Genomic DNA, 20,715 nt, shown 5'->3' with positions numbered 1-20,715 from the left:
CGTCAGGAGTCGGCCGCGAGCCGCAGCATCACCTTGCTGCTGCCGCTCGCCGGGTCGGCGGCGACGGCGAGTGCCTCCTCGGCCCGTTCCAGCGGGAAGCGGTGGGTGATCAGCGGGGTGACGTCCAGGCCGTCCCGCAGGGCGCGCAGGGCGTCGTCGATCTCCTCGACGAAGCGGTACGAACCGATCCAGGTGATCTCCCGGGTCACCAGGTCGCCGAGGGCGGCGGCTACGGCCGTACCGGGCAGGTTGCCGACCTGGACGAGGGTGCCGCCCCTGGCTGTGGCCCGCAGTACCGGTCCGAGCGCGGCCGGGGCGCCGGACGCCTCGAAGACCACGTCGACGTCCTCGGGCAGTGCTTCACCGCGGGAGAGGTCGACGGTCTCGTCGGCGCCCACCGCGCGGGCGACGCGCAAGGACGACGGGGCCGGGTCCGCCGCGAGGATCGTGCCCGCGCCGCGGTGCCGGGCGGCGGCGACGACCAGCGAGCCGATCGGCCCGCAGCCGTTGACCAGGACCGTACGGCCGCGCAGCGCTGGCGCTCGGCCGACGGCGTGCAGGGCGACGGCCAACGGCTCGGCGAGGGCGCCCTGTTGGGTGTCGACGCCGTCCGGCAGCGGCCGGATCTGCGCCGCGGGCACCGTCCGGTACTCGCTGAAACCGCCGTCGGTGTGCGGGTCGAAGGCCGCCGAGCCGAAGTAGCGGACGCGCGGGTGCAAGTTGGTGCGCCCGGCGATGCGCTCGGGGAGGGCGTGGTCGCCGACGAGCTGGGCCGGGTGGACGGTGACGGGCTGCCCCTCGGTGAGACCGGTGACCCCGTCGCCGAGGCCGGCGATCCGGCCCGCGAACTCGTGCCCGAGCACCAGCGGATGCGTGAGCGCGGCGGTGCCGGACGCCCCCTTCTTCCAGTAGGCGATGTCGGATCCGCAGATCCCGCCCCACTCCAGCGCCAGCAGCACCTCGCCCGGGCCGGGCATCGGCCGCTCCCGTTCGTCGATGCGCAGGTCGCCGGGGCCGTGCACGACGACGGCGCGCATCCGGTCCGCTGCCACCAGGGTGTTCATACGGCGTCCTCCAGGCGGACCAGGTCGCGTCCGCGGGTCTCGGGCGCGAGCAACGCGCTGACGAAGGTGATGAGTGAGTAGACGATGAGCATCGCGGCGATCGGCCACCAGCTGCCGGTGACGGCCGTCAGGCCCGCCGCGAGGACCGGGCCGATCGCGGTCGCCAGGATGCCGCCGATCTCCTTGGCGAGGGCGAGCTGCGTGAACCGGGTACGGGCGCCGAAGAGTTCGGCCATGGTGACGCTCTCCAGCGAGAACAGGCCGAGGACGCCGACGTTCAGCCCGAGGACCATGCCGAGCATCACGCCCGGCGTCGAACCGGAGGTGATCAGGAGCATCACCGGGAAGGCGATCACGACCGTCAGCGCGGTGAGCGTGAGGTAGAGGGCGCGGCGCCCGAAGCGGTCGCCGAGCAGGCCGACGAGCGGCACGGTGGCGAAGCCGAGCAGCGAGCCGTAGACGATCGCGTCCGTCGGGACCGACCGGCCCACCGCCAGGTTGGTGGCGATGTAGCCGACCAGGAACGTCTGCACCAGCCCGGAGTTGCCGGCCTGCCCGAAGCGCAACCCCAGCGCGAGGAAGAACGCCTTGCCCTTGCGCTGCCGGATGCCGGCGGCCAGCACACTGCCCTCGGCCTCGTCGGCCCGGGCGATCACGGACTCGACCTCGTCCTTGGCCAGTGCCACTCCGTCCACCACGTCGGCCCGCTCCTCGAAGACCGGGCTCTCCTTGAGACCACGGCGCAGCCAGAACGCGAACACCATCAGCACGAAGCTCAGCAGGAAGGGCAGCCGCCAGCCCCAGGACAGCAGTTGGTCCTCGCTGAGCACGCCCAGCAGGACCGCCCACAGCCCGGAGGCGGCGAGCGTGCCGGAGTTGGTGCCGAGCGACACCAGTGAGGAGATCAGACCGCGTCGCTTCGCGGGCGCGTACTCGGCCAGCAGCACCGTCGCACCGGCGATCTCGGCGCCGGCCCCGAAGCCCTGGATCAGCCGCAGCACCACCAGCAGGACCGGTGCGAGGATGCCGACGGCGGCGTAGGTCGGCAGGGCGCCGATGAGCGTGGTGGAGGCGCCCATCAGCAGGATGGTGAGGTACAGCACCTTCTTGCGGCCGATCCGGTCGCCCATCCGCCCGAAGTAGACGGCGCCGGCCAGCCGGGCGACGTATCCGACGCCGTACGTGGCCATGGCGGCGATGAGCCCGATGGCGGGGCTGACGTCCGGGAAGAAGATCTTGTTGAAGACGATCGCGGCGGCCAGCGAGTAGAGCTGGAAGTCCATGAACTCCATGGCCGTGCCGAGCCAGCCGGAGACGGCGGCCCGGGCCAGGTCGCCGGCGGTGCGGTCGGCTGGGTGCGTCTGCTGAGCGGCTATGACGCTGTCCTTCATCGTGAACTCCGTTGTTCGGGGACGGAAGGGGACGGAAGGGGGTGGAAGGGGCTGGAAGGCGACTGAAGCGGAGGTGTGGGGGGCGTCTGCGCGGGGGTGTTGCGGGGGTGTGGGGCTCAGATCTCGATGTGTCCGGCCCGCAGGGCCGGGAGCCGGTCCGCGACGGCCGCGGTGAGGACGTCGTCGTCCGCCAGGTCCGCAGCGCCGATGACGCGCAGCAGCGCACGTACCGAATCGGCGGGGCGGATCGCCGGCCCCCCGCAGGCGGCGAGGGAAGCGGCCGCGGGGTCGGCGGCCGCGTCGGCGCGGCTGGTGCCGAACGCCCAGGCGGCGAGGGCGAGTTCGAGAACCGGTGCGCTGCTGCCTGCCGCGCGCAGGGTGCGCAGGGCGGGCAGCCAGCGTTCCGTGACCTTGAGCGACGCGTCGGAGCCGATCTGCCGCAGCAGGTGGCGCATCGCGGGATTGCGGAACCGTACGACGAGGTCGTCGGCGTAGCCGACCGGATCGGGGCCGCCGGCGGGGAGCGTGGGGGCGACCTCCGCGCACAGCGTCCGTACCAGGCGTTCGCCCCAGTCCGCCGCCATGGCCTCGGCGACCGTCGTCAGTCCCGCTGCCGCGCCGAGGTGGGCGAGCGCGGAGTGGGAGCCGTTCAGCAGGCGCAGCTTGGTGAGCTGATAGGGCGTCACGTCCGGTACGAACAGGGCGCCGTCCCGTTCCCAGGGCGGTCGGGGAGCGGCGAAGGAGTCCTGCAGCACCCACTGCCGGTACGGTTCCGCCGTCACCGGCAGGGCGTCCCGCACCCCGAGCGCGGCGTCGGCGAAGGCGCGGTCGGCGTCGCCGGTCGCGGGCACGATACGGTCCACGACCGTCGCGGGAAAGGCGACGGCGCCGGCCATCCGGTCCAGGACCTCCGAACGGTCCGGCCAGGCGGACGTCCGCACGAAGTCGTGGACGACCCGAGCCAACGCGGCACCGTTGTCCGCCATGTTGTCGCACGACACGACGCTGATCGGGGGCGCGCCCGCGCGCATCCGCGCCGCCAGACCGGCGGCGAGCCGCCCGACCACCGTGGTGAGGAGGCCGTCGGACCCGGCCCGGAGATCGGCGGCGACCGGCGCGGCCTCGGTGTCCAGTCCGCCCGTCCGCGGCGACCGGTGGTAGCCCTTCTCGGTCACCGTCAGGGTCACCACGGTCACCTCGGGGTCGGCGAGCAGGGCGTCGACGGCCTTCGCGTCGGGCCCCATGGCCAGCGCTCCGACGACCGAACCGACGACGCGGGTGCGATTGCCCTCCGGCCGGCGTTCGGTGAGCGAGTACAGGCAGTCCTGGTCACGCAGGGCGGAGACGGTCCGGGCCGAGCGCGGCGCGACGGCGGTGATGCCCCAGGGCTCGCCGGAGCGGGCGGCGGCCTGCTCGGTGTAGACGGCCTGGTGGGCCCGGTGGAAGGCGCCGAGGCCGAAGTGGACGACGCGGGTGCGCAGTTCGGCCGGATCGACCGCGGGCCGCAGAGCGGCGGGGAGCCGGGAGACCGTCGTACGGTTCAGCGAGGCGCTCACCAGTCGTGCACCGAGCCGTCGAGGCGGCGCGCCACCGGGAGGTAGCGCCGCTGGTAGGGGAAGCGCTCGGCGGCCTTGTCGTCGTACGCGACGCCGAGGCCCGGCTCCTCGCTCGGCTGGAGCATGCCGTCGGCGTAGGTGACGCCCGTGCGGAACACCTCGGCGGTCTCGGCGGGGTGGCCCATGTACTCCTGGATGCCGAAGTTGGGCACGGCGATGTCGAGGTGGACGGCGGCGGCCATGCTGACGGGGGACAGGTCGGTCGCTCCGTGCGAGCCGGTGCGTACCTGGTGCAGCGCGGCGAGGTCGAAGATCCGGCGCAGATGGGTGATCCCGCCGGCGTGCGCGACGGTCGTGCGGACGTAGTCGATGAGCTGTGCGCTGATCAGGTGCTGGACGTCCCAGATCGAGTTCATGACCTCGCCGACCGCGATCGGCGTGGTCGTGTGCTCGCGGATGAGCCGGAAGGACTCCTGGTTCTCGGCCGGGGTCGGATCCTCCATCCAGAACAGCCGGCAGCCCTCGACGCTCTTGCCGAACCGGGCCGCCTCGATCGGGGTCAGCCGGTGGTGCACGTCGTGCAGGAGGTGGAAGCCGAAGCCGAAGCGTTCCCGCACGGCCTCCAGGTAGGTGGGCGCGAAGCCGAGGTAGGCCTCGGTGTCCCACGGCTGTTCCTCGGGCAGGTCGGTCGCGGCGGGCTCGTAGACGGCGCCCTTGCGCACGCCGTACGTCCCGCCGACGCCGGGCACGGCGGCCTGCGCGCGTACGGCCTTGTAGCCCAGCTCCAGATAGCGCTCGACGTCGTCGAGGAGCGAGGGCACGTCGGTGCCGCTGGCGTGCGAGTAGACCAGCACGCCGTCGCGGGAGCGGCCACCGAGGAGCTGGTAGACGGGCAGTCCGGCGACCTTGCCCTTGATGTCCCACAGAGCGGTGTCGACGGCGGAGATCGCGGTCATCGTCACAGGTCCGCGCCGCCAGTAGGCGCCCTTGTAGAGGTACTGCCACATGTCCTCGACGCGGGCCGGGTCACGGCCGATCAGCAGCGGGACCACGTGGTCGCGCAGGTAGCTCGCGACGGCCAGCTCACGTCCGTTGAGTGTGGCGTCGCCTAGTCCGGTCACCCCGTCCGAGGTGGTGATGCGCAGCGTGACGAACGTCCGTCCCGGTGAGGAGATGAGCACCTCGGCCCGTTCGATCTTGCTCACTTGCGGCTCCCATCCTGTCGTGCAGTACTTGTATACAAGCATCTGTCGTACAGGTGGGCAATACCCTTTCCGCTGCTACGGCCGACGGAAGCGCTACGTAGGATGTGTACATGGCTCAATCGAACGGGCGACGGACGAGTCGGCGCGACATCTACCTGAAGCTGCGTCAGATGGTCCTGACCCTTGAACTCGCCCCGGGCGCCGCGCTGTCGGAGAACGAGATCGCCGCGTCCCTGGGCGTCAGCCGCACCCCGGTGCGCGAGAGTCTGATCATGCTGGCCCAGGAGGGGCTGGTGCAGGTCTTCCCGAAGGTCGGATCGTTCGTGTCCCGGGTGGACCCGGGGCAGGTGGCCGACGCGCAGTTCCTGCGGGAGGCGGTGGAACTCGCATCCCTGGAGGACCTGCCCGAGCGGCTCGACACCGACGTCGTCGGGGAACTGCGGGACAACCTGGAGCGCCAGCGCGGTGCCGGCCTCGGCCTGGAGGAGTTCTTCGCCCTGGACGAGGCCTTCCACCAGGGCCTGATGCGGCTCAGCGGACACGGCAACGTCTGGACCACCGTCGCGGCGGCCAAGGGGCACCTGGACCGGGCCCGCCGCCTCGGCCTGCACGAGAACGAGTCCCCGGCCGTCTTCACCGAACAGCACCACGAGATCTTCGCGGCGGTCGTCGGCGGTGACGTCGCGCTCGCCCGGGCCGCCATGCGCGCGCACCTGCGTGCCGTCTTCAACGACATCGAGCGCATCCGCGCCCATTCGCCCGAACTCTTCGCCACCGGCGTCTCGACGGTGCCGGTGCGCCGCAACGTCGTGGTCTGGGAGTGAGCGCCGTACCGCGGCCGACATGGATCGAGGGGTGCCGCACCCCCGAAGGCGTGCGGCACCCCTGACGGGTACGAACGGCGGACCGGGCCCGCGGTCCTAGTCGCGAACCGGCACCCGCTCCCCCTGCGCCTCCCGCACGACGGCGGACTCGGCGACGACGACCGACGGCCCGCCGCTACGCCGGCGCAGTCCCGTCAGGGTGATCAGGAGGCCGGCCAGGGCCACGCCCGCGACCACCATGAAGCCCGGGCGGTAGCTGTCGAGCATCGCCTGCGGGGTCGCGTGCGCCGGGGCGCCCGCGGTGACCACGGCCGTCACGACCGCCAGGAAGATCGCGCCACCCACCTGCACCGAGGTGTTGAGGAGCCCGGAGACCATGCCCTGCTCGTGGTCGTCGACCCCGTTGGTGGCCTGGATGTTGAGCGAGGGGAAGACCAGCGCGCAGGCCGCGCCGATCAGCAGCATCGACGGCAGGATCACCGCCGCGTACACCGGATCCAGGTCGACGCGCAGGAACAGGGCGTATCCGAGCACCATGAACGCGAAGCCCGCCGCGATCAGCCGCGGGGTGCCGAAGCGGTCCACGATCGCACCGACCTTGGTCGAGGACACCGCCACGAGCGCGCCCGCGGGCAGGAAGGCCAGGGCGGTGTGCAGCGCAGACCAGCCGAGCAGGGACTGCATGTACAGGGTGGTCAGGAACTGGAAGCCGACGTAGGAGCCGAAGAAGGCGACCGCGCCGAGCTGGGCGCGGATCTGGTTGCCCGAGCGCAGCACGCCGAGCCGGATGAGCGGGCCGGGGGAGCGGCGTTCGACCCGGACGAAGACGGTCAGCAGCACGGCGACCGCCAGGAAGGACAGCAGGGTACGGGCCGAGGCCCAGCCCACCTGCGGGGCCTCCACCACGGTGAACACCAGGAGCAGCATGGAGGCGGTACCGAGGATCGCGCCGGGGATGTCGTAGCCGTTGTGGTCGCGTTCGCGGGCGCTGCGCGGCAGCAGCCTGAGACCGGCGACCAGCGCGATCAGGGCGATGGGGGCGGGCAGCAGCATGGTGAGGCGCCAGCTGGCCTCGGTGAGCAGGCCGGACAGCACCAGGCCCATGGAGAAGCCGGTGGCCGCGCAGGTGGTGTAGATGGCGAGGGCGCGGTTGCGCAGCGGGCCCTCCGGGAACGTGGTCGTGATGATCGAGAGCCCGGCCGGAGCGGTGAAGGCCGCGCTCAGGCCCTTGATGAAGCGGCTGGCGATCAGCAGCGGGCCCGAGTCGACCAGGCCGCCGAGCAGCGAGGCGAGCGCGAAGACGCCGAGGGCCACGAGGAACACCTGGCGGCGGCCCAGCAGGTCGGCGGTCCGGCCGCCGAGCAGCAGCAGGCCGCCGTAGCCCAGGATGTAGCCGCTGACGATCCATTGCAGCGTCGAGGTCGACAGGTGCAGGTCGGAGCCGATCGACGGCAGCGCGACGCCGACCATCGAGACGTCCAGGGCGTCCAGGAACATCGCGGCGCAGAGCACCAGCAGGGTGCCCCAGAGGCGGGGAGTCCAGCGTCCCTCGGGAGCAGGGGCGGTGAGCGGAGAGGTCATGCCCACAGACACTACATGCACATACATCGAATGCAAGCGCATTTAATTACGACGCAACAATCTCGTTTCTCTGCTACGGTGCCGGAATGGCGGCGAAGAAGCCCGAGCAGGCACTCGTGGAGCAGTGGCGGGACATGCTGGCCCTGCACGCCCGGACCCAGTGCGAACTCGACCGCGCCCTGCACGGCCACGGGCTGTGCGCCAGTGACTTCGAGGTCCTCGACCTGCTCTCCGACGGTCCGGCGACCGACGGCAGTTGCAGCTACCGCGTCCAGGAGATCGCCGAGCGGGTGCACCTCAGCCAGAGCGCGCTGTCCCGGCTGGTCGCCCGGCTGGAGAAGGACGGCCTGGTCGAGCGGGCCATGTGCCCGGAGGACCGGCGGGGTGTGCGGGTGGCGCTCACGGGCAAGGGGCGCGCCCTGCACGGCGAGGTGCTCCCGGTACAGCGCGCGGTGCTCACCCGGATGCTGGCCGGCTAGGGCCTGTCTGACCATTCCCGTCGTCGCCCGGAGGGCGGCCTCGCGGCGTCAGGGGTGCGTGCTCTCGCCGTGCCGGGCGTAGGCCCTCGTACTGGACGTACTTGGGTCTGCGCCCGGTGCGGCGAGTGGGGGCACCTCCCACGCCCTCAAGCCGGTGGGGGAACGTGCGTGGCGTCGTGAGGCAGACGGGAATTGTCAGACAGGCCCTAGTCTTCTGAGTCAGGAATTCTGTTCAGATAACTGGCGAGGCGTTCGAGGATCTCGTCTGCGGTCTGACCGGCGGTCAGATCCGGGACCTGGTGCGCCACAGATCGGCCAGTTCCAGGTCGCCGATCACCTTGGGCACCGGTACCCGGTTCCACAGCGCCAGGTACAACTCGTCGGCAGGACCGGAGAGTTCGGCCGTCGCCTCATGGAGTGCGCCGAGTTCCGTGACGGGCGGCTGCTCCGACAGCCGTACGGTCCAGACCACGTCCCGGTCCGCGGCGCGCACCTGGAGCACCCGCGGGTATTCGGAGCGGACCCGGCTGTGGGAGCGGGCGTGGAAGCCGCGCAGCAGTTCGTCGATGCCGTCGACCGCGAAGTCCGTCGCGATCGGGGACGTCGGCCCGCCCCGGGCGGCCTCGGCGTCGTACCGGTGGACGGTCGTCTCATGGGCCTGCCGGCGCAGCCAGAACGTGAGCGGTGAGGGGACGGGGGCGGGGTGGAAGGTCCAGCACGTCACGTTCCGCGGCGCACCGGCCAGGGTGTCGACGAGGTCGCGGTGGCCGTCCTGGAACCAGGTGATCAGTTCGGTGCCGTCGAGGTCGGGCGGATCGGGGATGGGCCTGGGGCCGGGATGGGCGTCGGCGACGACACCGGCGGCCCACCGGTGGATGGTGCCCGTGTGCCGTAGCAGGTCCCGCACCCGCCAGTCCGGGCAGGTCGGCACCTCGGCGTCGATGCCGGCCGCCACGGCGGCCGCGGCCAGCGACCGGCCCTCCCGGTCCAGGATCTGAAGGTACTCGGCAGTCTCCATGCCGCGAGTCTGCCCGATACGGCGCACGCCGGCGCGGCAGGCCCCGGTCCGCTGCGCGGTCCGCTGTGTCAGCGCGGCAGGCCCGGCGTGTGCTGTGCGAGCGCTGTGGGCCGCCGCGCGTCAGCCCTGGCGCAGCAGGAATCCCACCGCGTAGCCCAGTGCGTTGACCGCCCAGTGCAGGGCCATCGGCGCCAGCAGGGAGCCGCTGCGGTCACGCAGCCAGCACAGCAGACAGCCGGCCACGGCGGTGAACAGCACGGCCCCGATGTCCACCAGGACCGCCCCGGCGACCGACTGCCCGAAGAGCGAACCCAGCGTCGGCTTGTCCTTGTTGAGGTTCAGCGAGGGCAGGATGTGCCAGAGGCCGAACAGGACGGAGGACAGGACTGCGGCCGTCGTCGCCGTGTGCAGTCGGCGCAGCAGCGCGAACAGCACCCCGCGGAAGGCGATCTCCTCCAGCAGTACGGTCCCCACGGGCACCGCGACCAGCGCCTTGAAGGCGATCTCCGCACCGCTCAGCGCGTTGGTCCGCTGGTCCGCGAACAGTCCCCGGGTCACCGGGAGAAGCGCCCCGCACAGATAGACCGCCGCGACGATCCCGATCAGTGCGACCGCCCAACGCGCCCCGTCCGCCAGCGTGTTCCGGCCCAGCCCCAGCTCCGACCAGTCGCCCCCGGCGCAGAACAGCAGCGCCACCAGGGCCGCCGAGGCGACGACCGCGGTCAGCAGGATCCAGGACCGGGCCCAGCGGTTGTCCAGCAGGTTGGCCGCCACCAGCACGGTCACCGCCGCCACCAGTGCGGCCCGGGTGGGGAGCCGGGAGGCCGGCATCTCCGGGTCCGGGCCGGGGGGGTTCTCCCCTCCGCCGGGGGGCCGGGGGGGGGGGCTCTCTCGCCGTGCCCCCCCCCCCCCCGCCCCCGGCCCGGTTCGGCGCCGACGATGGTGATGACCTCGACGCCCGCCTTGCGCAGCGGGGTGTTGGTCCGGGTGTTGCGGTCGTAGGAGAAGGCCACGCCCGGCTCCAGCGCGACCGCGTTGTCGCCGCTGCCCCACTGCTGCCGCTCGGAGGCGTACACGTCACCGCCGGTCTCGACGACGCACAACTCCGGCCGCCCCAGCGCCTTGGCGACCACGTCGACGAACGGGGTGGTGCCCTCGGCGGCCACCTCTGTACCGGGCGCCCTGTCGCCGGGCCGCAGGGAGAAGGTGTGCACCCCTTCCAAGATGTCCGGGTAGAGGGTGACGAGGTCGCGGTCGGCGAAGGTGAACACCGTGTCGAGGTGCATTGCGGACCGCAGCTCGGGCATCCCGGCGATGATCACGTGCTGGGCCGCCCCGTTGCCGAAGGGTGCCTTGGCGACCTGGGTGACGGCCTGCCGCGAGGTGCGCTCGCTCATGCCCATCAGGGCGACGCCATGGCCGACCGGCCCGGTCGGCGTCAGGTTGGCCGCAGGCGGCGCGCAGCGGGGACTCTCGGTCGTCTGGGCCTGGGCCATGCCCACCACGATGGGACGTCCCCGGGCGCTCTGCACCTTTTGTCACCCAAGGGGATGGCCGCGGGGACCGTCCGGATGCGGCGGCGGGTGCGGTGGCCGATCGTGGTGCCGAGGTGGCCAAGTGGGTGTTGCGGGCAGGACTCTGAATCGTACGAGGCACTGGACCCGGCGGATGACGGAACGGGTGCGCCGGCACGCCGGCCCCGGCCGGGTGGTTCGGCGGCGGCCGTGCTGGTGCGGAATCGCCGTGGCGGTCCTGTGCTACTGCCTCTCCCTCACCCCGTCCCTGCTCCCGCGCGCGTGGTGGCTCCAGGGACTCGTCGCCGGCGTCTCGGCGGTCGTCGGATACGCCGTCGGCGCACTACTGGAGACACTCGCCCGGTTTCTGCTCCGCTGGGCCGGCTTCCGGATCCGTCCGCGCGTCCGCAGGATCCTCTGGGCGGCCCTCGGGGCCCTCGGGGCGGCCGCGGTGGTCGCCGTCACCGCCTGGAGCGTCCACTGGGAGGGCGAGGTCCGGCGCGCGGTCACCCTGCCCCCGCGGGTGGTCTGGTGGCAGTGGGCGCTGGTCCCGGTCGTCGCCGTGCTCGTCGGCGCGGTGCTGCTCCTGATCGGCCGTACGGTACGGCTCGGCACCCGCTTCGTCGCGCGCCCGCTCGGCGTCCACGTCCCGCGCCCGGTCGCGTACGCCACCGGGGTCGCCCTCGTCGCGTTCGTGATCGTCGGCGTCGTCCAGGGCTTCCTGCTGCGCGGGGCGCTGGACGCCATCGAGAGCGCTGCGTCCCTCGCCGACCAGGGCACCACCGAGGGCGTCCACCAGCCCGGCCTGCCCACCCTCTCCGGCACTTCCCGGTCCGCCGCCCACTGGGACACCCTCGGCGCCCGGGGCCGCGACTTCGTCGGCAGGGCCACGACCCGCGCCGACATCACCGCCTTCACCGGCCGGCCGGCCAAGGACCCGGTACGTGTCTACGTCGGCCTGCGCACCGCCGACACCCTCGACGAACGCGCCGCCCTCGCCGTACGCGAACTCGAACGCACCGGCGGCTTCTCCCGGAAGATCCTCGCGGTGCTGGGCACCACCGGCACCGGCTGGATCAACGACCAGGGCAGCAAACCCCTGGAGTACATGTGGGACGGCGACACCGCCCAGGTCGCCATGCAGTACTCCTACCTGCCCAGCTGGGTCTCCGCGCTCACCGAGGACGAGGCCGCCGACACCGGGCGGGCCCTCTTCGACGCCGTCTACGCCAAGTGGCGGACCCTCCCGGCCGACTCCCGCCCCCGGCTCCTCGTCTACGGCGAGAGCCTCGGCTCCTTCTCCATGGAGTCCGCCCTCGACGGCTCCCTGGCCACCCTCACCTCGAAGACCGACGGCGCGCTGTTCGTCGGGCCGACCTACGACAACCCCCTGTGGAAGCGGGTCACCGCGGAACGGCGGCCGGGCAGCCCCGAGTGGCGGCCGGTGGTCGACGACGGTGCACAGGTGCGCTTCGCGCAGGTGCCGGCGGACTACGGCATCCCGCCCGCGCCCTGGGGAGAGCCCCGCGCGGTCTACCTCCAGAACGGCTCCGACCCCGTCGTCTGGTGGTCACCCGGCCTGGCCTTCCACCAACCGGACTGGCTGGACCGCCCCCGCGCCCGGGACGTCTCACCGGCGATGCGCTGGTACCCGCTGCTCACGTTCTGGCAGGTGGCCTGCGACCTGGCCGGCGCGGACAGCGTGCCGGACGGATACGGCCACCGCTACGGCACGATGCCGACGAGCGCGTGGGTGGAGATCACGCGGCCACCGGGCTGGACGGCAGCCGACACGGCGCGACTGTCCGGCCTGCTGGAATCGGTATGGGAACCGGGCCTGCTGGACTGAGGAGCGGGCGCCTCACCGGCACAGCCCCGTCTCCCCGGTCCGTCACTTGCTCGTCGCGCCTATCAGCGTGGCGATCCCCGCCAGCACCGCCACGCTCGTCAGCGCCGCCGACAGTGACGTCCAGCCGGCGATGAAACCGATCGCCGGCGGGCCCAGCAGCATGCCGCCGTACCCGAGCGTGGACGCCGTGGCGACACCCGAGGGACCGGCCAGCGCACCCGCTCGCTCCACCGCCACCGGGAACAGGTTGGCCAGTCCCAGCCCCGTGATCGCGAAGCCGAGCAGTGTCGCCCAGATCCAGGGGGCGAGGGACCCGAGGAGCATGCCGGCCGCGGCCGTCCCGCCGCCGAAGACCACGGTCCTGGACCGGCCGAGCCGCTCCAGGAGCCTCGTGCCGCTCGCCCGGCCGATGGTCATGGCCAGCGCGAAACACGTGTAACCGGCCGCCGCGAGACCCGGCGAGGCGTCCAGGTCCTGCCGGAGATGGAGCGCGCCCCAGTCGGCCATCGCCCCCTCGCCGTACGCCGTGCACAGGGCGATCAGGCCGAAGACGAGCACCATGCGGCGGGTACGGGTGTCCAGGCGGCGCGGGGCGGCGGCGTCGGTGGGCCGCTCGGTGCGGGGGACCGGGGTGTCGTACCGCAGCAGCGTCGGGGCGGTGGCGGCCGTGACCAGCAGGCCGATCACGGTGAGGGCGAGCAGGTGGCGCGTGGGGGAGAGGGAGCCGGCGACCAGGCCGCCCAGCCCCGCCCCGATCATGCCGCCCAGGCTGAACGCCGCATGGAAACTCGGCATGATCGGGCGCCCCAGGGCGGCGACCAGGTCGACGGCCGCGCTGTTGAAGGCCACGTTCAGACCTCCGTACGCGGCGCCGAACACGAGCAGTACGGCGCCGAGTGCCGCCACCGAGTGGGTGAGCGGGGGCAACGCGACGCTCAGCGAGAGCAGGGTCGCGCAGATCAGCGTCACCGGGTGGCTGCCGTACCGCCGGCAGAGCCGGCCCGTGAGGGTCATGGTGATCACGGCGCCGGCCGAGACGCCGAGCAGCGCGAGCCCCAGCGCGCCGACCGAGGCGTGGGTCTGGTGCTTGATGTCGGGGATCCGGACCACCCAGCCGGCGAAGACGAAGCCGTCCATGGCGAAGAGCGCGGTGATGGCGACACGGAGCCGGGTGAGGGCGGCGGTGCTACCCGGCACGACGCTGTGCGAACGGGTTTTGTTTATTAGCGGCACAAAATGAGCGTAGGAGGGTGCGCCGGGGTGCCGCAAGGGGAGCGTCGGTTGTTGTGGTGGCCGCCGTGTTCCAGGTGACCTGTTCCGGTGACACGCGGCCCGGCGTGCCCGTCGGGCGTACCCGTTCAGGCGTTTCTGTGGTGCTCCGTGATTGCCGCCAGGTAGCCGCGCAGCATCAGCTTCGCCTCGTCGAGGAGGGCCGTGTCGCCCTCGGGATCGCGGCGGAAGGCCTCCTGGGCGAGGGCGTCGGCGGCGAGGACGGCGGCCTGGCAGGCCCGGCCGAGTGCCTCCGTGTCGCCGACGACCCCGAGCGCGAGCAGTGTCCGGCGCACTCCGTCGGCCATCCGGCGCTTGTGCTCGCGGTCCGCCTCCCGGGTCCGGTCGGTCAGGCCGTTGCCGAACCACAGGGCCCGGAAGCCGTGTTCGGCGCGGTAGAGCGCCGCGAAGCCGTCGATGAGCACGCCCACCGGGTCGTCCCAGCGCTCGGCGGCCGCTGCGCGGACGAGGTCGTCCATCACCTCTTCGAGCCGGGAGAAGTACGTCGCCGCCAGCGCGTCGATGATCGCGTCCCGGTCGGGCAGGTACTGGTACAGCGAGCCGACCGACACCTTGGCCTCCGCTGCCACCCGGGTCGTGGTCAGCGCCTGAACGCCCTCGCTGACCAGAACGCGCTCCGCGGCCTTCAGCACCCGTGCCAACCGGGCCTTGCTGCGGGCCTGTCGGGGTGTCCGGCGCAGGACGACCGCGTTCTCCTCGGCGGGCTGCTCGGTCACCCAGGGCTCCTGAATCTGAACGTGACTTTGGTTCAGGTTTACGTTACCTTCGCGGCCATGACGGACTCAACCTCCGCGCTGGTCCAGGAGCGGGCCGCGGTGGCGGACGCCTGTCGTCGTCTGGGAGCGGCGGGCCTGCTCATCGGAACGGCGGGCAACGTCAGCGTGCGGGTGGGGGACCGGGTCGCGGTCACCGCGACCGGGGCGGTGCTCGCCCAACTCACCGCGGACCAGGTGACGGTGGTCGACCTCGACGGCAAGGCCGTCGCCGGGACCCTGCAACCGACCTCCGAACTCGACCTGCATCTCGGGATCCACCGGCGCCGCGGCGCCGGCGCGGTCGTCCACACCCACGCCCCGATGGCCACTGCCCTCTCCTGCGTGCTCGACGAACTGCCTTGCATCCACTACCAGTTGCTCGCCCTCGGCGGCACCGTGCGGGTCGCGCCGTACGCCACCTTCGGCACGCCGGAACTCGCCGAGTCGGTGCTCGCCGCGCTCGACGGCCGCAGCGCCGCGCTGATGTCCGGCCACGGGTCGGTCACCGTCGGACCGACCCTCGACAAGGCCGTGGAGAACGCCCTGTTGCTCGAATGGGCCTGCGGTGTCTACCAGCACGCGGCGGCGATCGGAACGCCCCGCGTCCTCGACGAGCAGCAGCAACTCGCGGTGATCGAGGCCGCGATCGCACGCGACTACGGCACCACCCGATCCCTGGAGGAGGGCAGGCCATGAGGGTCGTCACGATGGGCGTGCATGTGCTGGACGTGCTGGTGCGGCCGGTGGACGCGATACCCGAGGGGCAGGGCGCCACGCTGGTCGAGGACATCAGGATGACGGCCGCCGGGACCGCCGGCGGCACCGCGCTCAGCCTGGCCAAGCTCGGTGCCACCGTGCAGAGCGCCGGGGCCATCGGCGCCGACGCGACCGGCGACATGCTCGTGCGGCTGCTGGCCAAGGCCGGAATCGACACCGGGTTCCTCGTCCGCCGTACCGACACCGCCACCTCGGCGAGCGTGCTGCCCATCCGCCCCAACGGCGACCGCCCCTCCCTCCATCTGCTCGGCGCCAACATCACCTACGGCGTCGACGACGTGCCCTGGAACGCTCTCGCCGAGGCCGGCCATCTCCACCTCGGCGGACCGGAGTTGATCGGCGTCGAGGCTGCCACGCGCATCCTGCGCTTCGCCAAGGAGCACGGTGTGACGACCTCCGTGGACCTCCTCGCACCCGGTGTGCTCGGGAGCTTCGAGCAGATCGCGGCGGCCCTGCCGTACGTCGACCACCTTCTCCCCAACGACGACCAGGCGCTGGGCTTCTCCGGCGAGGACGATCTGGTGACCGGTGCGAAGAAGCTGGCCGGCGCCGGGGCCGGACTGGTCGCGGTCACCCGCGGCGCCGACGGCGCGCTGCTGGTCACCGCGGAGGGCACCGAGGCCGTCCCCGCCTTCGAGATCGACGTCGTGGACACCACGGGCTGCGGCGACGCCTTCTCCGCCGGATTCGTCTACGGCACCGGGCTGGGCCGCAGCCCGCAGGAGTCGGCGGTGCTCGGCAACGCCGTGGCGGCACTGGTCGCCCAGGGCCTCGGCAGCGACCACGGGGACTTCGACCTCGCGGCCGCCGACGCGTTCGCGGCGACCGGCGTCAGGCGTGCGTAATGCGTGACGGTGGCCACGCCCGTCCCGGACATCCGACAGGTACCTTTCGTCCCTCGAATCACTGAAATCCTGCGGATATTCACTCGTTCCAGGTGTTTGTGTTCGGACAGAGTCCGGCAACAGCTCGGTTAATAACTGCTCGCTGGTTGGTTACCGGAGAGTGAGCGGTCCATGATGGCCCCATGACGTTGGCCTCGCGCGCTCTTGCGCAACTGGCGACCTGGCCCGACCTGACCCAGGCGGTACCCAGCTGTGGTCTGGGTCAGGCCGTGAGTTCGTCGCAGGGCGAGATCGCGCACTTCCACTCGGAGCGCGACGTGGACCTGCGTCTCACCACCCACGCCATCCGGCATTTCGCCAAGAACCTCAGGAGCACCGGGGCGATCCGCATCGTCCCGGGCTCGCAGTGGGTGACGATACGACTCGACGCCGCGAGCGACGTCGATCTGCTGCTGACTCTGGTGAGCGTCGCCCTCCAGGCCCGGCAGAGCTGGCCCGACCCGGCCGACCGGCCCGTGTTCGGCTGCAACGACCAGCGGGGCGCCGGCTTCGTCAGCGCGGACACCAGCGGTATGTGACAGATTCCGCCACCGGGTCACACGGTCATGACCCGGATCCCCGCCTCCTCGAACGGGCGGACCACCTCCGGCGCCGCCGCCGTGTCCGTCACCAGCGTGTCCACCAGCTCGGCCGCGCAGATCCGGGCGAACGCCCGCCCGCCCAGCTTGCTGGAGTCGGCGGCGACGATCACGCGGGCGGCGCGCTCGCACAGCAGCCGGTTGATCGCCGCCTCCGCCTCGTCATGGGCCGCGGCCCCGTGCACGACGTCGAAGGCGACCACCCCGAGCACCGCCACATCAAGGGTGATCTGACCCAGCACGCCGTCCGCGAGCGGCCCGATGAGCTCGTACGACTGCGGGCGCGCCACCCCGCCCGTCACCACGATCTTGAACTGGGGGCGCACGGCCAGCTCGTTGGCGATGTTGAGCGCGTTCGTGACGACCGTCAGCGCCGGTGTGCCGGTGCCGAGATCGCCGCGCACGGCCAGGGCGCGGGCCACCTCGGTGGTGGTCGTCCCGCCGGTCAGCCCCACCGCCTCGCCCGGCACGACCAGTTCCGCCACCGCCTTGGCGATCCGCTGCTTCTCCGAGGCCCGCCGGGCGGTCTTGTAGCGCAACGGCAGTTCGTACGACACCCCATGCACCACCGCCCCGCCCCGGGTGCGCACCAGCATCTGCTGCTCGGCGAGCTGGTCGAGGTCCCGGCGGATCGTCGCCGCCGACACCGCCAGCTCGGCCGCCGCCTCCTCGACCTCCAGCCGGCCACGCTCCACGAGCAGCTCAAGCAGCGCCTTCCAGCGGGCGTCGCGCGACATCCGCCGCCTCCGTTCCTCGATCTCCCGGCGACCCTAACCCACCCCGCCTTCCATCGAATGCTTGATTGTGCTCGAAAGCTGCCTCTATCTTGCAAGAACAATCAAATCCGGGGAGGGTGCGGCATGACGCATGTCGAGGACGAGCTGTACAGCCAGCCCGAGTGCTGGATACGCGCCGCGGAAGAGGCCGGGCGGCACGCGGGGGCGCTGCCGGCGGCGGGAGAACGGGTCGCCATCGTCGGATGCGGCACGTCGTACTTCATGGCCCAGGCGGCGGCGGTACTGCGCGAGTCTGCGGGGCAGGGCGAGACGGACGCGTTCCCCGCCTCGGAGTTCCCGCACGGACGCTCCTACGACCGGGTGCTCGCCCTGACCCGGTCCGGCACCACCACCGAAGTACTCGAACTGCTGGAGCAGTTGAGGGGTCGGGTGCGCACCGCCGCGATCACCGCCGACCCCGACACCCCGGTGCTGCGGGCCGCCGACGACCTCGTCGTCCTGGACTTCGCGGACGAACGCTCCGTCGTCCAGACCCGGTTCGCGACCAGCGCCCTCACCCTCCTGCGCGCCCACCTCGGCCTGCACACCGACAGGGTGGTGGCCGACGCCCGCACCGCGCTCTCGACTCCCTTGCCGGCAGGGCTCGTCGAGTGCACCCAGTTCACCTTCCTGGGGCGCGGCTGGACCGTCGGGCTCGCCAACGAGGCCGGGCTGAAGATGCGCGAGGCCTCGCTGTCCTGGACCGAGGCCTACCCGGCGATGGAGTACCGGCACGGCCCGATCAGCATCACCACCCGCTCCACGGCCACCTGGACGCTCGGCCCGGCGCCCGCCGGACTCGCCGAACAGGTCCGCGCCACCGGGGGACTGTGGATGGAGGGCGCCCTCGACCCGCTGGCCGAACTCGTCCGCGCCCAGCGCCTCGCGGTCGCCGTCGCCGCCGCCCGAGGCCTCGACCCCGACAAGCCACGCCACCTCACCCGCTCGGTGATCCTCGCCCCGGCCGGGGAGGCGTGACCGTGCCCCTCGCAGCCACCGGTGAGCTGCTGACCCGGGCCGCCGAGGCCCGGTCCGCCGTCGCCGCGTTCAACGTCATCACCCTGGAGCATGTGGAGGCCGTCGTCACCGGCGCCGAGGCGGCCGGATCGCCCGTGGTCCTCCAGGTCAGCGAGAACGCCGTCAAGTTCCGCTACGGACGGCTGCTCCCGCTCGCCCGCGCAGCCACCGCGGCCGCCGAACGCGCCGGCGTGCCCGTCGCGTTGCACCTCGACCACGTCCGGAGCGACGAGCTGCTCCGGCAGGCGCCCGGGGCCGGCTTCAGCTCCGTGATGTACGACGCCTCCCGGCTGCCGTACGCCGAGAACCTCGCCGCGACCGCGACGGCCGTCCACTGGGCGCACACCCAAGGCCTGTGGATCGAGGCCGAGTTGGGCGAGGTCGGCGGCAAGGACGGCCGCCCGCCGGTGGACGCGCACGCGCCCGGCGCCCGCACCGATCCCGGGGAGGCGCAGGCCTTCGTGGCCGGCACCGGGGTCGACGCGCTGGCCGTGGCGATCGGCAGCGCACACGCCATGACCACCCGCACCGCGGCCCTCGACCACGGCCTCCTCACCCGCCTGTCCGCCGCCGTGCCCGTACCGCTCGTCCTGCACGGCTCCTCCGGAGTCCCGGACGACGGCCTGGTCGCCGCGGTCGCCGGCGGCATCGCCAAGGTCAACGTCGGCACGGCGCTCAACATGGCGATGACCGCCGCGATCCGCCGCTTCCTCGCGGACCACCCCGAGGCGGTCGACTCCCGCAAGTACCTCAGCGTCGGCAGGGAGGCGATGGCCCGGGAGGTCACGCGGATCATCGGCGTCCTGGGTACCAGCCCCACGGCAGGCGACGTCTGCCCGTGAAGGAGCGGCGTCCGGCGCGTTCTCCCGGCCTCTTGGATGTACCTGGGCTTTCGGCCGGTGCGGCGAGAGAGCGTGTCGGGCGTCGCGGCGGGGCGAACGTCGCCTGTCTCGGCACTAGTCCCGCTTGACCGCCTTCAGCACCACGAACTTCGGGTCGCTCGCCACCAGTTGGCTGTTGCCGAACAGCCGGCGCAGCTTCACGTGATAGCCCAGGTGTCGGTTGCCCACCACCCACAGCTCGCCGCCCGGCCGCAGCGCCTGCTTCGCCCCGGTGAACATCCGCCACGCCGTCGCGTCGGTGGTCGCCTGGTGGGAGTGGAACGGCGGGTTGTTCAGCACCACGTCCACGCTCCCGGCCGCCACCCCGGCCAGCCCGTCTCCGACCCGGAACTCGGCGTGACCGGGCACCCCGTTGGCCTTGTAGGTGGCCTCCGCCGAGGCCACCGCCTGGAACGACTCGTCGACGAACAGCACCTCGGCCGTCGGATCGGCCAGCGCCACCGCCGTCCCGACGACCCCGTTGCCGCATCCCAGGTCCACGATCCGGCGCCCCTCCTCGGGCAGATGCCGCAGGAAGAACCGGGTACCGATGTCGAGCCGGTCGGCGCAGAAGACCCCCGCGTGATTGACGACCGTACGCCCGGAGACCGCGCCGATCCCGTCCGGGAGCTCGTAGCTGTACGGCCACGGATTCACCGGCCGCCGAAGCGAGGGGTCCGGGACGCAGTGGATCAGCCGGGCCTTCTGCTCGGCCAGCGAGGTGCGGGTCGGGCCGAGGACCCGCTCGAACAGCCGCAGCGTCGACGTATGGATCTCCTTCACCATCCCGGTGCCGATCACGACCGTGTCCGCGTGCACGGCGGGCGCCAGCCTGAGCAACTGGTCCTCCAGCAGCGCCAGGCTCTTCGGCACCCGCACCAGCAGCACGTCCACCCGCTCCGGCGGCGGATCCTGGGTGGTGAGCAGCCGCACCGCGCCCGTCTCGACACCCGCGCGCGCCAGGTTCTCCCGGGTCGCCTCCTGGCTCAGGTACGAGTCGGTGATCTGCGTCGGCCGGTGTTCCGCCAGCGCGGTGACCAGCGCGCCCCAGCGGTCACCGAGGACCACGACCGTGCCGGACAGCCCGGTCCGTTCCTCGGCCAGATGCCTCAGCAGATACGCGTCGGAGGCGTCCCAGGCACGCAGCCGGTCGCTCGGATCCTGGGGGAAGCGGGACAGCTCGTACTCGCCCCACGCAGTCGTCATACGGTCGCTCATCGTGCGTCCAGGCTAGCGGAGCCGCAGCTCAGACCCG

19 protein-coding genes and 1 pseudogene are annotated in these 20,715 nt (G+C 72.3%); 8 read left to right on the top strand and 12 right to left on the bottom strand.

The annotated features are described in order from the left end of the window. Nucleotides 1-2: 2 nt before the first annotated feature. The 4 genes from AB0D59_RS40520 to manD form a co-directional block, all read right to left on the bottom strand. Nucleotides 3-1,064: an L-idonate 5-dehydrogenase gene (locus AB0D59_RS40520; RefSeq protein ID WP_362576243.1), complete on the bottom strand. Its 1,062-nt coding sequence runs from the start codon at nucleotides 1,062-1,064 to the stop codon at nucleotides 3-5. Continuing rightward, entirely contained in the window at nucleotides 1,061-2,455 is a 1,395-nt protein-coding gene (locus tag AB0D59_RS40515; protein ID WP_362576241.1) for an MFS transporter, read from the bottom strand. The genes AB0D59_RS40520 and AB0D59_RS40515 overlap by 4 nt, the downstream gene beginning before the upstream one ends. A 116-nt stretch (nucleotides 2,456-2,571) precedes the next feature. Next, complete coding sequence (locus tag AB0D59_RS40510; RefSeq protein WP_362576240.1) at nucleotides 2,572-4,011, bottom strand: mannitol dehydrogenase family protein; 1,440 nt, start codon at nucleotides 4,009-4,011, stop codon at nucleotides 2,572-2,574. Next, nucleotides 4,008-5,258: a D-mannonate dehydratase ManD gene (gene manD / locus AB0D59_RS40505; RefSeq protein WP_362576238.1), complete on the bottom strand. Its 1,251-nt coding sequence runs from the start codon at nucleotides 5,256-5,258 to the stop codon at nucleotides 4,008-4,010. The genes AB0D59_RS40510 and manD overlap by 4 nt, the downstream gene beginning before the upstream one ends. A gap of 68 nt (nucleotides 5,259-5,326) precedes the next feature. Here manD and AB0D59_RS40500 point away from each other — a divergent pair, with 68 nt between their 5' ends. Then, nucleotides 5,327-6,040: a GntR family transcriptional regulator gene (locus AB0D59_RS40500; protein ID WP_362576236.1), complete on the top strand. Its 714-nt coding sequence runs from the start codon at nucleotides 5,327-5,329 to the stop codon at nucleotides 6,038-6,040. Between the two features lie 96 nt (nucleotides 6,041-6,136). On the opposite strand, the gene AB0D59_RS40495 is transcribed toward AB0D59_RS40500, so the two are convergent. Continuing rightward, nucleotides 6,137-7,621, bottom strand: coding sequence for an MFS transporter (locus AB0D59_RS40495; protein ID WP_362576234.1), 1,485 nt, complete (start codon nucleotides 7,619-7,621; stop codon nucleotides 6,137-6,139). 86 nt (nucleotides 7,622-7,707) lie between these two features. Here AB0D59_RS40495 and AB0D59_RS40490 point away from each other — a divergent pair, with 86 nt between their 5' ends. Then, nucleotides 7,708-8,100 (top strand): MarR family transcriptional regulator, encoded by a 393-nt coding sequence (locus AB0D59_RS40490; protein WP_362576233.1) that lies wholly within the window; start codon nucleotides 7,708-7,710, stop codon nucleotides 8,098-8,100. Nucleotides 8,101-8,383: 283 nt separating this feature from the next. Here AB0D59_RS40490 and AB0D59_RS40485 read toward each other — a convergent pair whose 3' ends face one another. The 3 genes and pseudogenes from AB0D59_RS40485 to AB0D59_RS40475 form a co-directional block, all read right to left on the bottom strand. Further along, nucleotides 8,384-9,118 (bottom strand): maleylpyruvate isomerase family mycothiol-dependent enzyme, encoded by a 735-nt coding sequence (locus AB0D59_RS40485; protein ID WP_362576231.1) that lies wholly within the window; start codon nucleotides 9,116-9,118, stop codon nucleotides 8,384-8,386. A gap of 120 nt (nucleotides 9,119-9,238) precedes the next feature. Beyond that, entirely contained in the window at nucleotides 9,239-9,949 is a 711-nt protein-coding gene (locus AB0D59_RS40480; protein WP_362576229.1) for a CPBP family intramembrane glutamic endopeptidase, read from the bottom strand. Nucleotides 9,950-10,014: 65 nt separating this feature from the next. Further along, a pseudogene (locus tag AB0D59_RS40475) lies at nucleotides 10,015-10,545 on the bottom strand (arginine deiminase family protein); the annotation flags it as partial. 316 nt (nucleotides 10,546-10,861) lie between these two features. Here AB0D59_RS40475 and AB0D59_RS40470 point away from each other — a divergent pair. Continuing rightward, nucleotides 10,862-12,481 (top strand): alpha/beta-hydrolase family protein, encoded by a 1,620-nt coding sequence (locus AB0D59_RS40470; protein WP_362576227.1) that lies wholly within the window; start codon nucleotides 10,862-10,864, stop codon nucleotides 12,479-12,481. 42 nt (nucleotides 12,482-12,523) lie between these two features. Here the strand turns inward: AB0D59_RS40470 and AB0D59_RS40465 are convergent, their stop codons facing one another. Together AB0D59_RS40465 and AB0D59_RS40460 are read right to left on the bottom strand one after the other, a co-directional pair. After that, entirely contained in the window at nucleotides 12,524-13,678 is a 1,155-nt protein-coding gene (locus tag AB0D59_RS40465; RefSeq protein WP_362576225.1) for an MFS transporter, read from the bottom strand. 161 nt (nucleotides 13,679-13,839) lie between these two features. Continuing rightward, nucleotides 13,840-14,487: a TetR/AcrR family transcriptional regulator gene (locus AB0D59_RS40460; RefSeq protein ID WP_362576223.1), complete on the bottom strand. Its 648-nt coding sequence runs from the start codon at nucleotides 14,485-14,487 to the stop codon at nucleotides 13,840-13,842. Between the two features lie 57 nt (nucleotides 14,488-14,544). Here AB0D59_RS40460 and AB0D59_RS40455 point away from each other — a divergent pair, with 57 nt between their 5' ends. The 3 genes from AB0D59_RS40455 (at nucleotide 14,545) to AB0D59_RS40445 (ending at nucleotide 16,726) form a co-directional block, all read left to right on the top strand. Beyond that, nucleotides 14,545-15,222, top strand: a complete 678-nt coding sequence (locus tag AB0D59_RS40455) for a class II aldolase/adducin family protein (protein WP_362576221.1) — start codon at nucleotides 14,545-14,547, stop codon at nucleotides 15,220-15,222. Continuing rightward, the gene (locus AB0D59_RS40450) at nucleotides 15,219-16,148 is read left to right on the top strand and encodes a carbohydrate kinase family protein (protein WP_362576219.1); all 930 of its coding nucleotides are present in this window, start codon (nucleotides 15,219-15,221) and stop codon (nucleotides 16,146-16,148) included. The genes AB0D59_RS40455 and AB0D59_RS40450 overlap by 4 nt, the downstream gene beginning before the upstream one ends. A 182-nt stretch (nucleotides 16,149-16,330) precedes the next feature. Continuing rightward, nucleotides 16,331-16,726, top strand: a complete 396-nt coding sequence (locus AB0D59_RS40445; protein ID WP_362576217.1) for a luciferase family protein — start codon at nucleotides 16,331-16,333, stop codon at nucleotides 16,724-16,726. Between the two features lie 17 nt (nucleotides 16,727-16,743). Here AB0D59_RS40445 and AB0D59_RS40440 read toward each other — a convergent pair whose 3' ends face one another. Then, nucleotides 16,744-17,523, bottom strand: a complete 780-nt coding sequence (locus tag AB0D59_RS40440; protein WP_362576215.1) for a DeoR/GlpR family DNA-binding transcription regulator — start codon at nucleotides 17,521-17,523, stop codon at nucleotides 16,744-16,746. Between the two features lie 123 nt (nucleotides 17,524-17,646). Between AB0D59_RS40440 and AB0D59_RS40435 the strand changes: the two genes are divergently transcribed. Together AB0D59_RS40435 and AB0D59_RS40430 are read left to right on the top strand one after the other, a co-directional pair. Then, nucleotides 17,647-18,540: an SIS domain-containing protein gene (locus tag AB0D59_RS40435; protein ID WP_362576213.1), complete on the top strand. Its 894-nt coding sequence runs from the start codon at nucleotides 17,647-17,649 to the stop codon at nucleotides 18,538-18,540. A 2-nt stretch (nucleotides 18,541-18,542) separates the two neighbouring features. Then, complete coding sequence (locus AB0D59_RS40430) at nucleotides 18,543-19,421, top strand: class II fructose-bisphosphate aldolase (protein WP_362576211.1); 879 nt, start codon at nucleotides 18,543-18,545, stop codon at nucleotides 19,419-19,421. A gap of 114 nt (nucleotides 19,422-19,535) precedes the next feature. On the opposite strand, the gene AB0D59_RS40425 is transcribed toward AB0D59_RS40430, so the two are convergent. Beyond that, entirely contained in the window at nucleotides 19,536-20,666 is a 1,131-nt protein-coding gene (locus tag AB0D59_RS40425) for a methyltransferase (RefSeq protein WP_362576209.1), read from the bottom strand. Nucleotides 20,667-20,715: the final 49 nt, after the last annotated feature.

It is taken from the genome of Streptomyces sp. NPDC048417, from assembly GCF_040651615.1.
Lineage (GTDB): Bacteria > Actinomycetota > Actinomycetes > Streptomycetales > Streptomycetaceae > Streptomyces.
The sequence above is the reverse complement of the archived record's forward strand: the minus strand, read 5'-3'. Positions and strand labels throughout refer to the sequence as shown.

Bases quoted from the DNA above. Each gene is read 5' to 3' on its own strand.
- AB0D59_RS40520 (WP_362576243.1), bottom strand. From the start codon at position 1,064: ATGAACACCCTGGTGGCAGCGGACCGGATGCGCGCCGTCGTCGTGCAC.
- AB0D59_RS40515 (WP_362576241.1), bottom strand. From the start codon at position 2,455: ATGAAGGACAGCGTCATAGCCGCTCAGCAGACGCACCCAGCCGACCGC.
- manD (WP_362576238.1), bottom strand. From the start codon at position 5,258: ATGCTTGTATACAAGTACTGCACGACAGGATGGGAGCCGCAAGTGAGC.
- AB0D59_RS40500 (WP_362576236.1), top strand. From the start codon at position 5,327: ATGGCTCAATCGAACGGGCGACGGACGAGTCGGCGCGACATCTACCTG.
- AB0D59_RS40495 (WP_362576234.1), bottom strand. From the start codon at position 7,621: ATGACCTCTCCGCTCACCGCCCCTGCTCCCGAGGGACGCTGGACTCCC.
- AB0D59_RS40490 (WP_362576233.1), top strand. From the start codon at position 7,708: ATGGCGGCGAAGAAGCCCGAGCAGGCACTCGTGGAGCAGTGGCGGGAC.
- AB0D59_RS40485 (WP_362576231.1), bottom strand. From the start codon at position 9,118: ATGGAGACTGCCGAGTACCTTCAGATCCTGGACCGGGAGGGCCGGTCG.
- AB0D59_RS40480 (WP_362576229.1), bottom strand. From the start codon at position 9,949: ATGCCGGCCTCCCGGCTCCCCACCCGGGCCGCACTGGTGGCGGCGGTG.
- AB0D59_RS40455 (WP_362576221.1), top strand. From the start codon at position 14,545: ATGACGGACTCAACCTCCGCGCTGGTCCAGGAGCGGGCCGCGGTGGCG.
- AB0D59_RS40450 (WP_362576219.1), top strand. From the start codon at position 15,219: ATGAGGGTCGTCACGATGGGCGTGCATGTGCTGGACGTGCTGGTGCGG.
- AB0D59_RS40445 (WP_362576217.1), top strand. From the start codon at position 16,331: ATGACGTTGGCCTCGCGCGCTCTTGCGCAACTGGCGACCTGGCCCGAC.
- AB0D59_RS40440 (WP_362576215.1), bottom strand. From the start codon at position 17,523: ATGTCGCGCGACGCCCGCTGGAAGGCGCTGCTTGAGCTGCTCGTGGAG.
- AB0D59_RS40435 (WP_362576213.1), top strand. From the start codon at position 17,647: ATGACGCATGTCGAGGACGAGCTGTACAGCCAGCCCGAGTGCTGGATA.
- AB0D59_RS40425 (WP_362576209.1), bottom strand. From the start codon at position 20,666: ATGACGACTGCGTGGGGCGAGTACGAGCTGTCCCGCTTCCCCCAGGAT.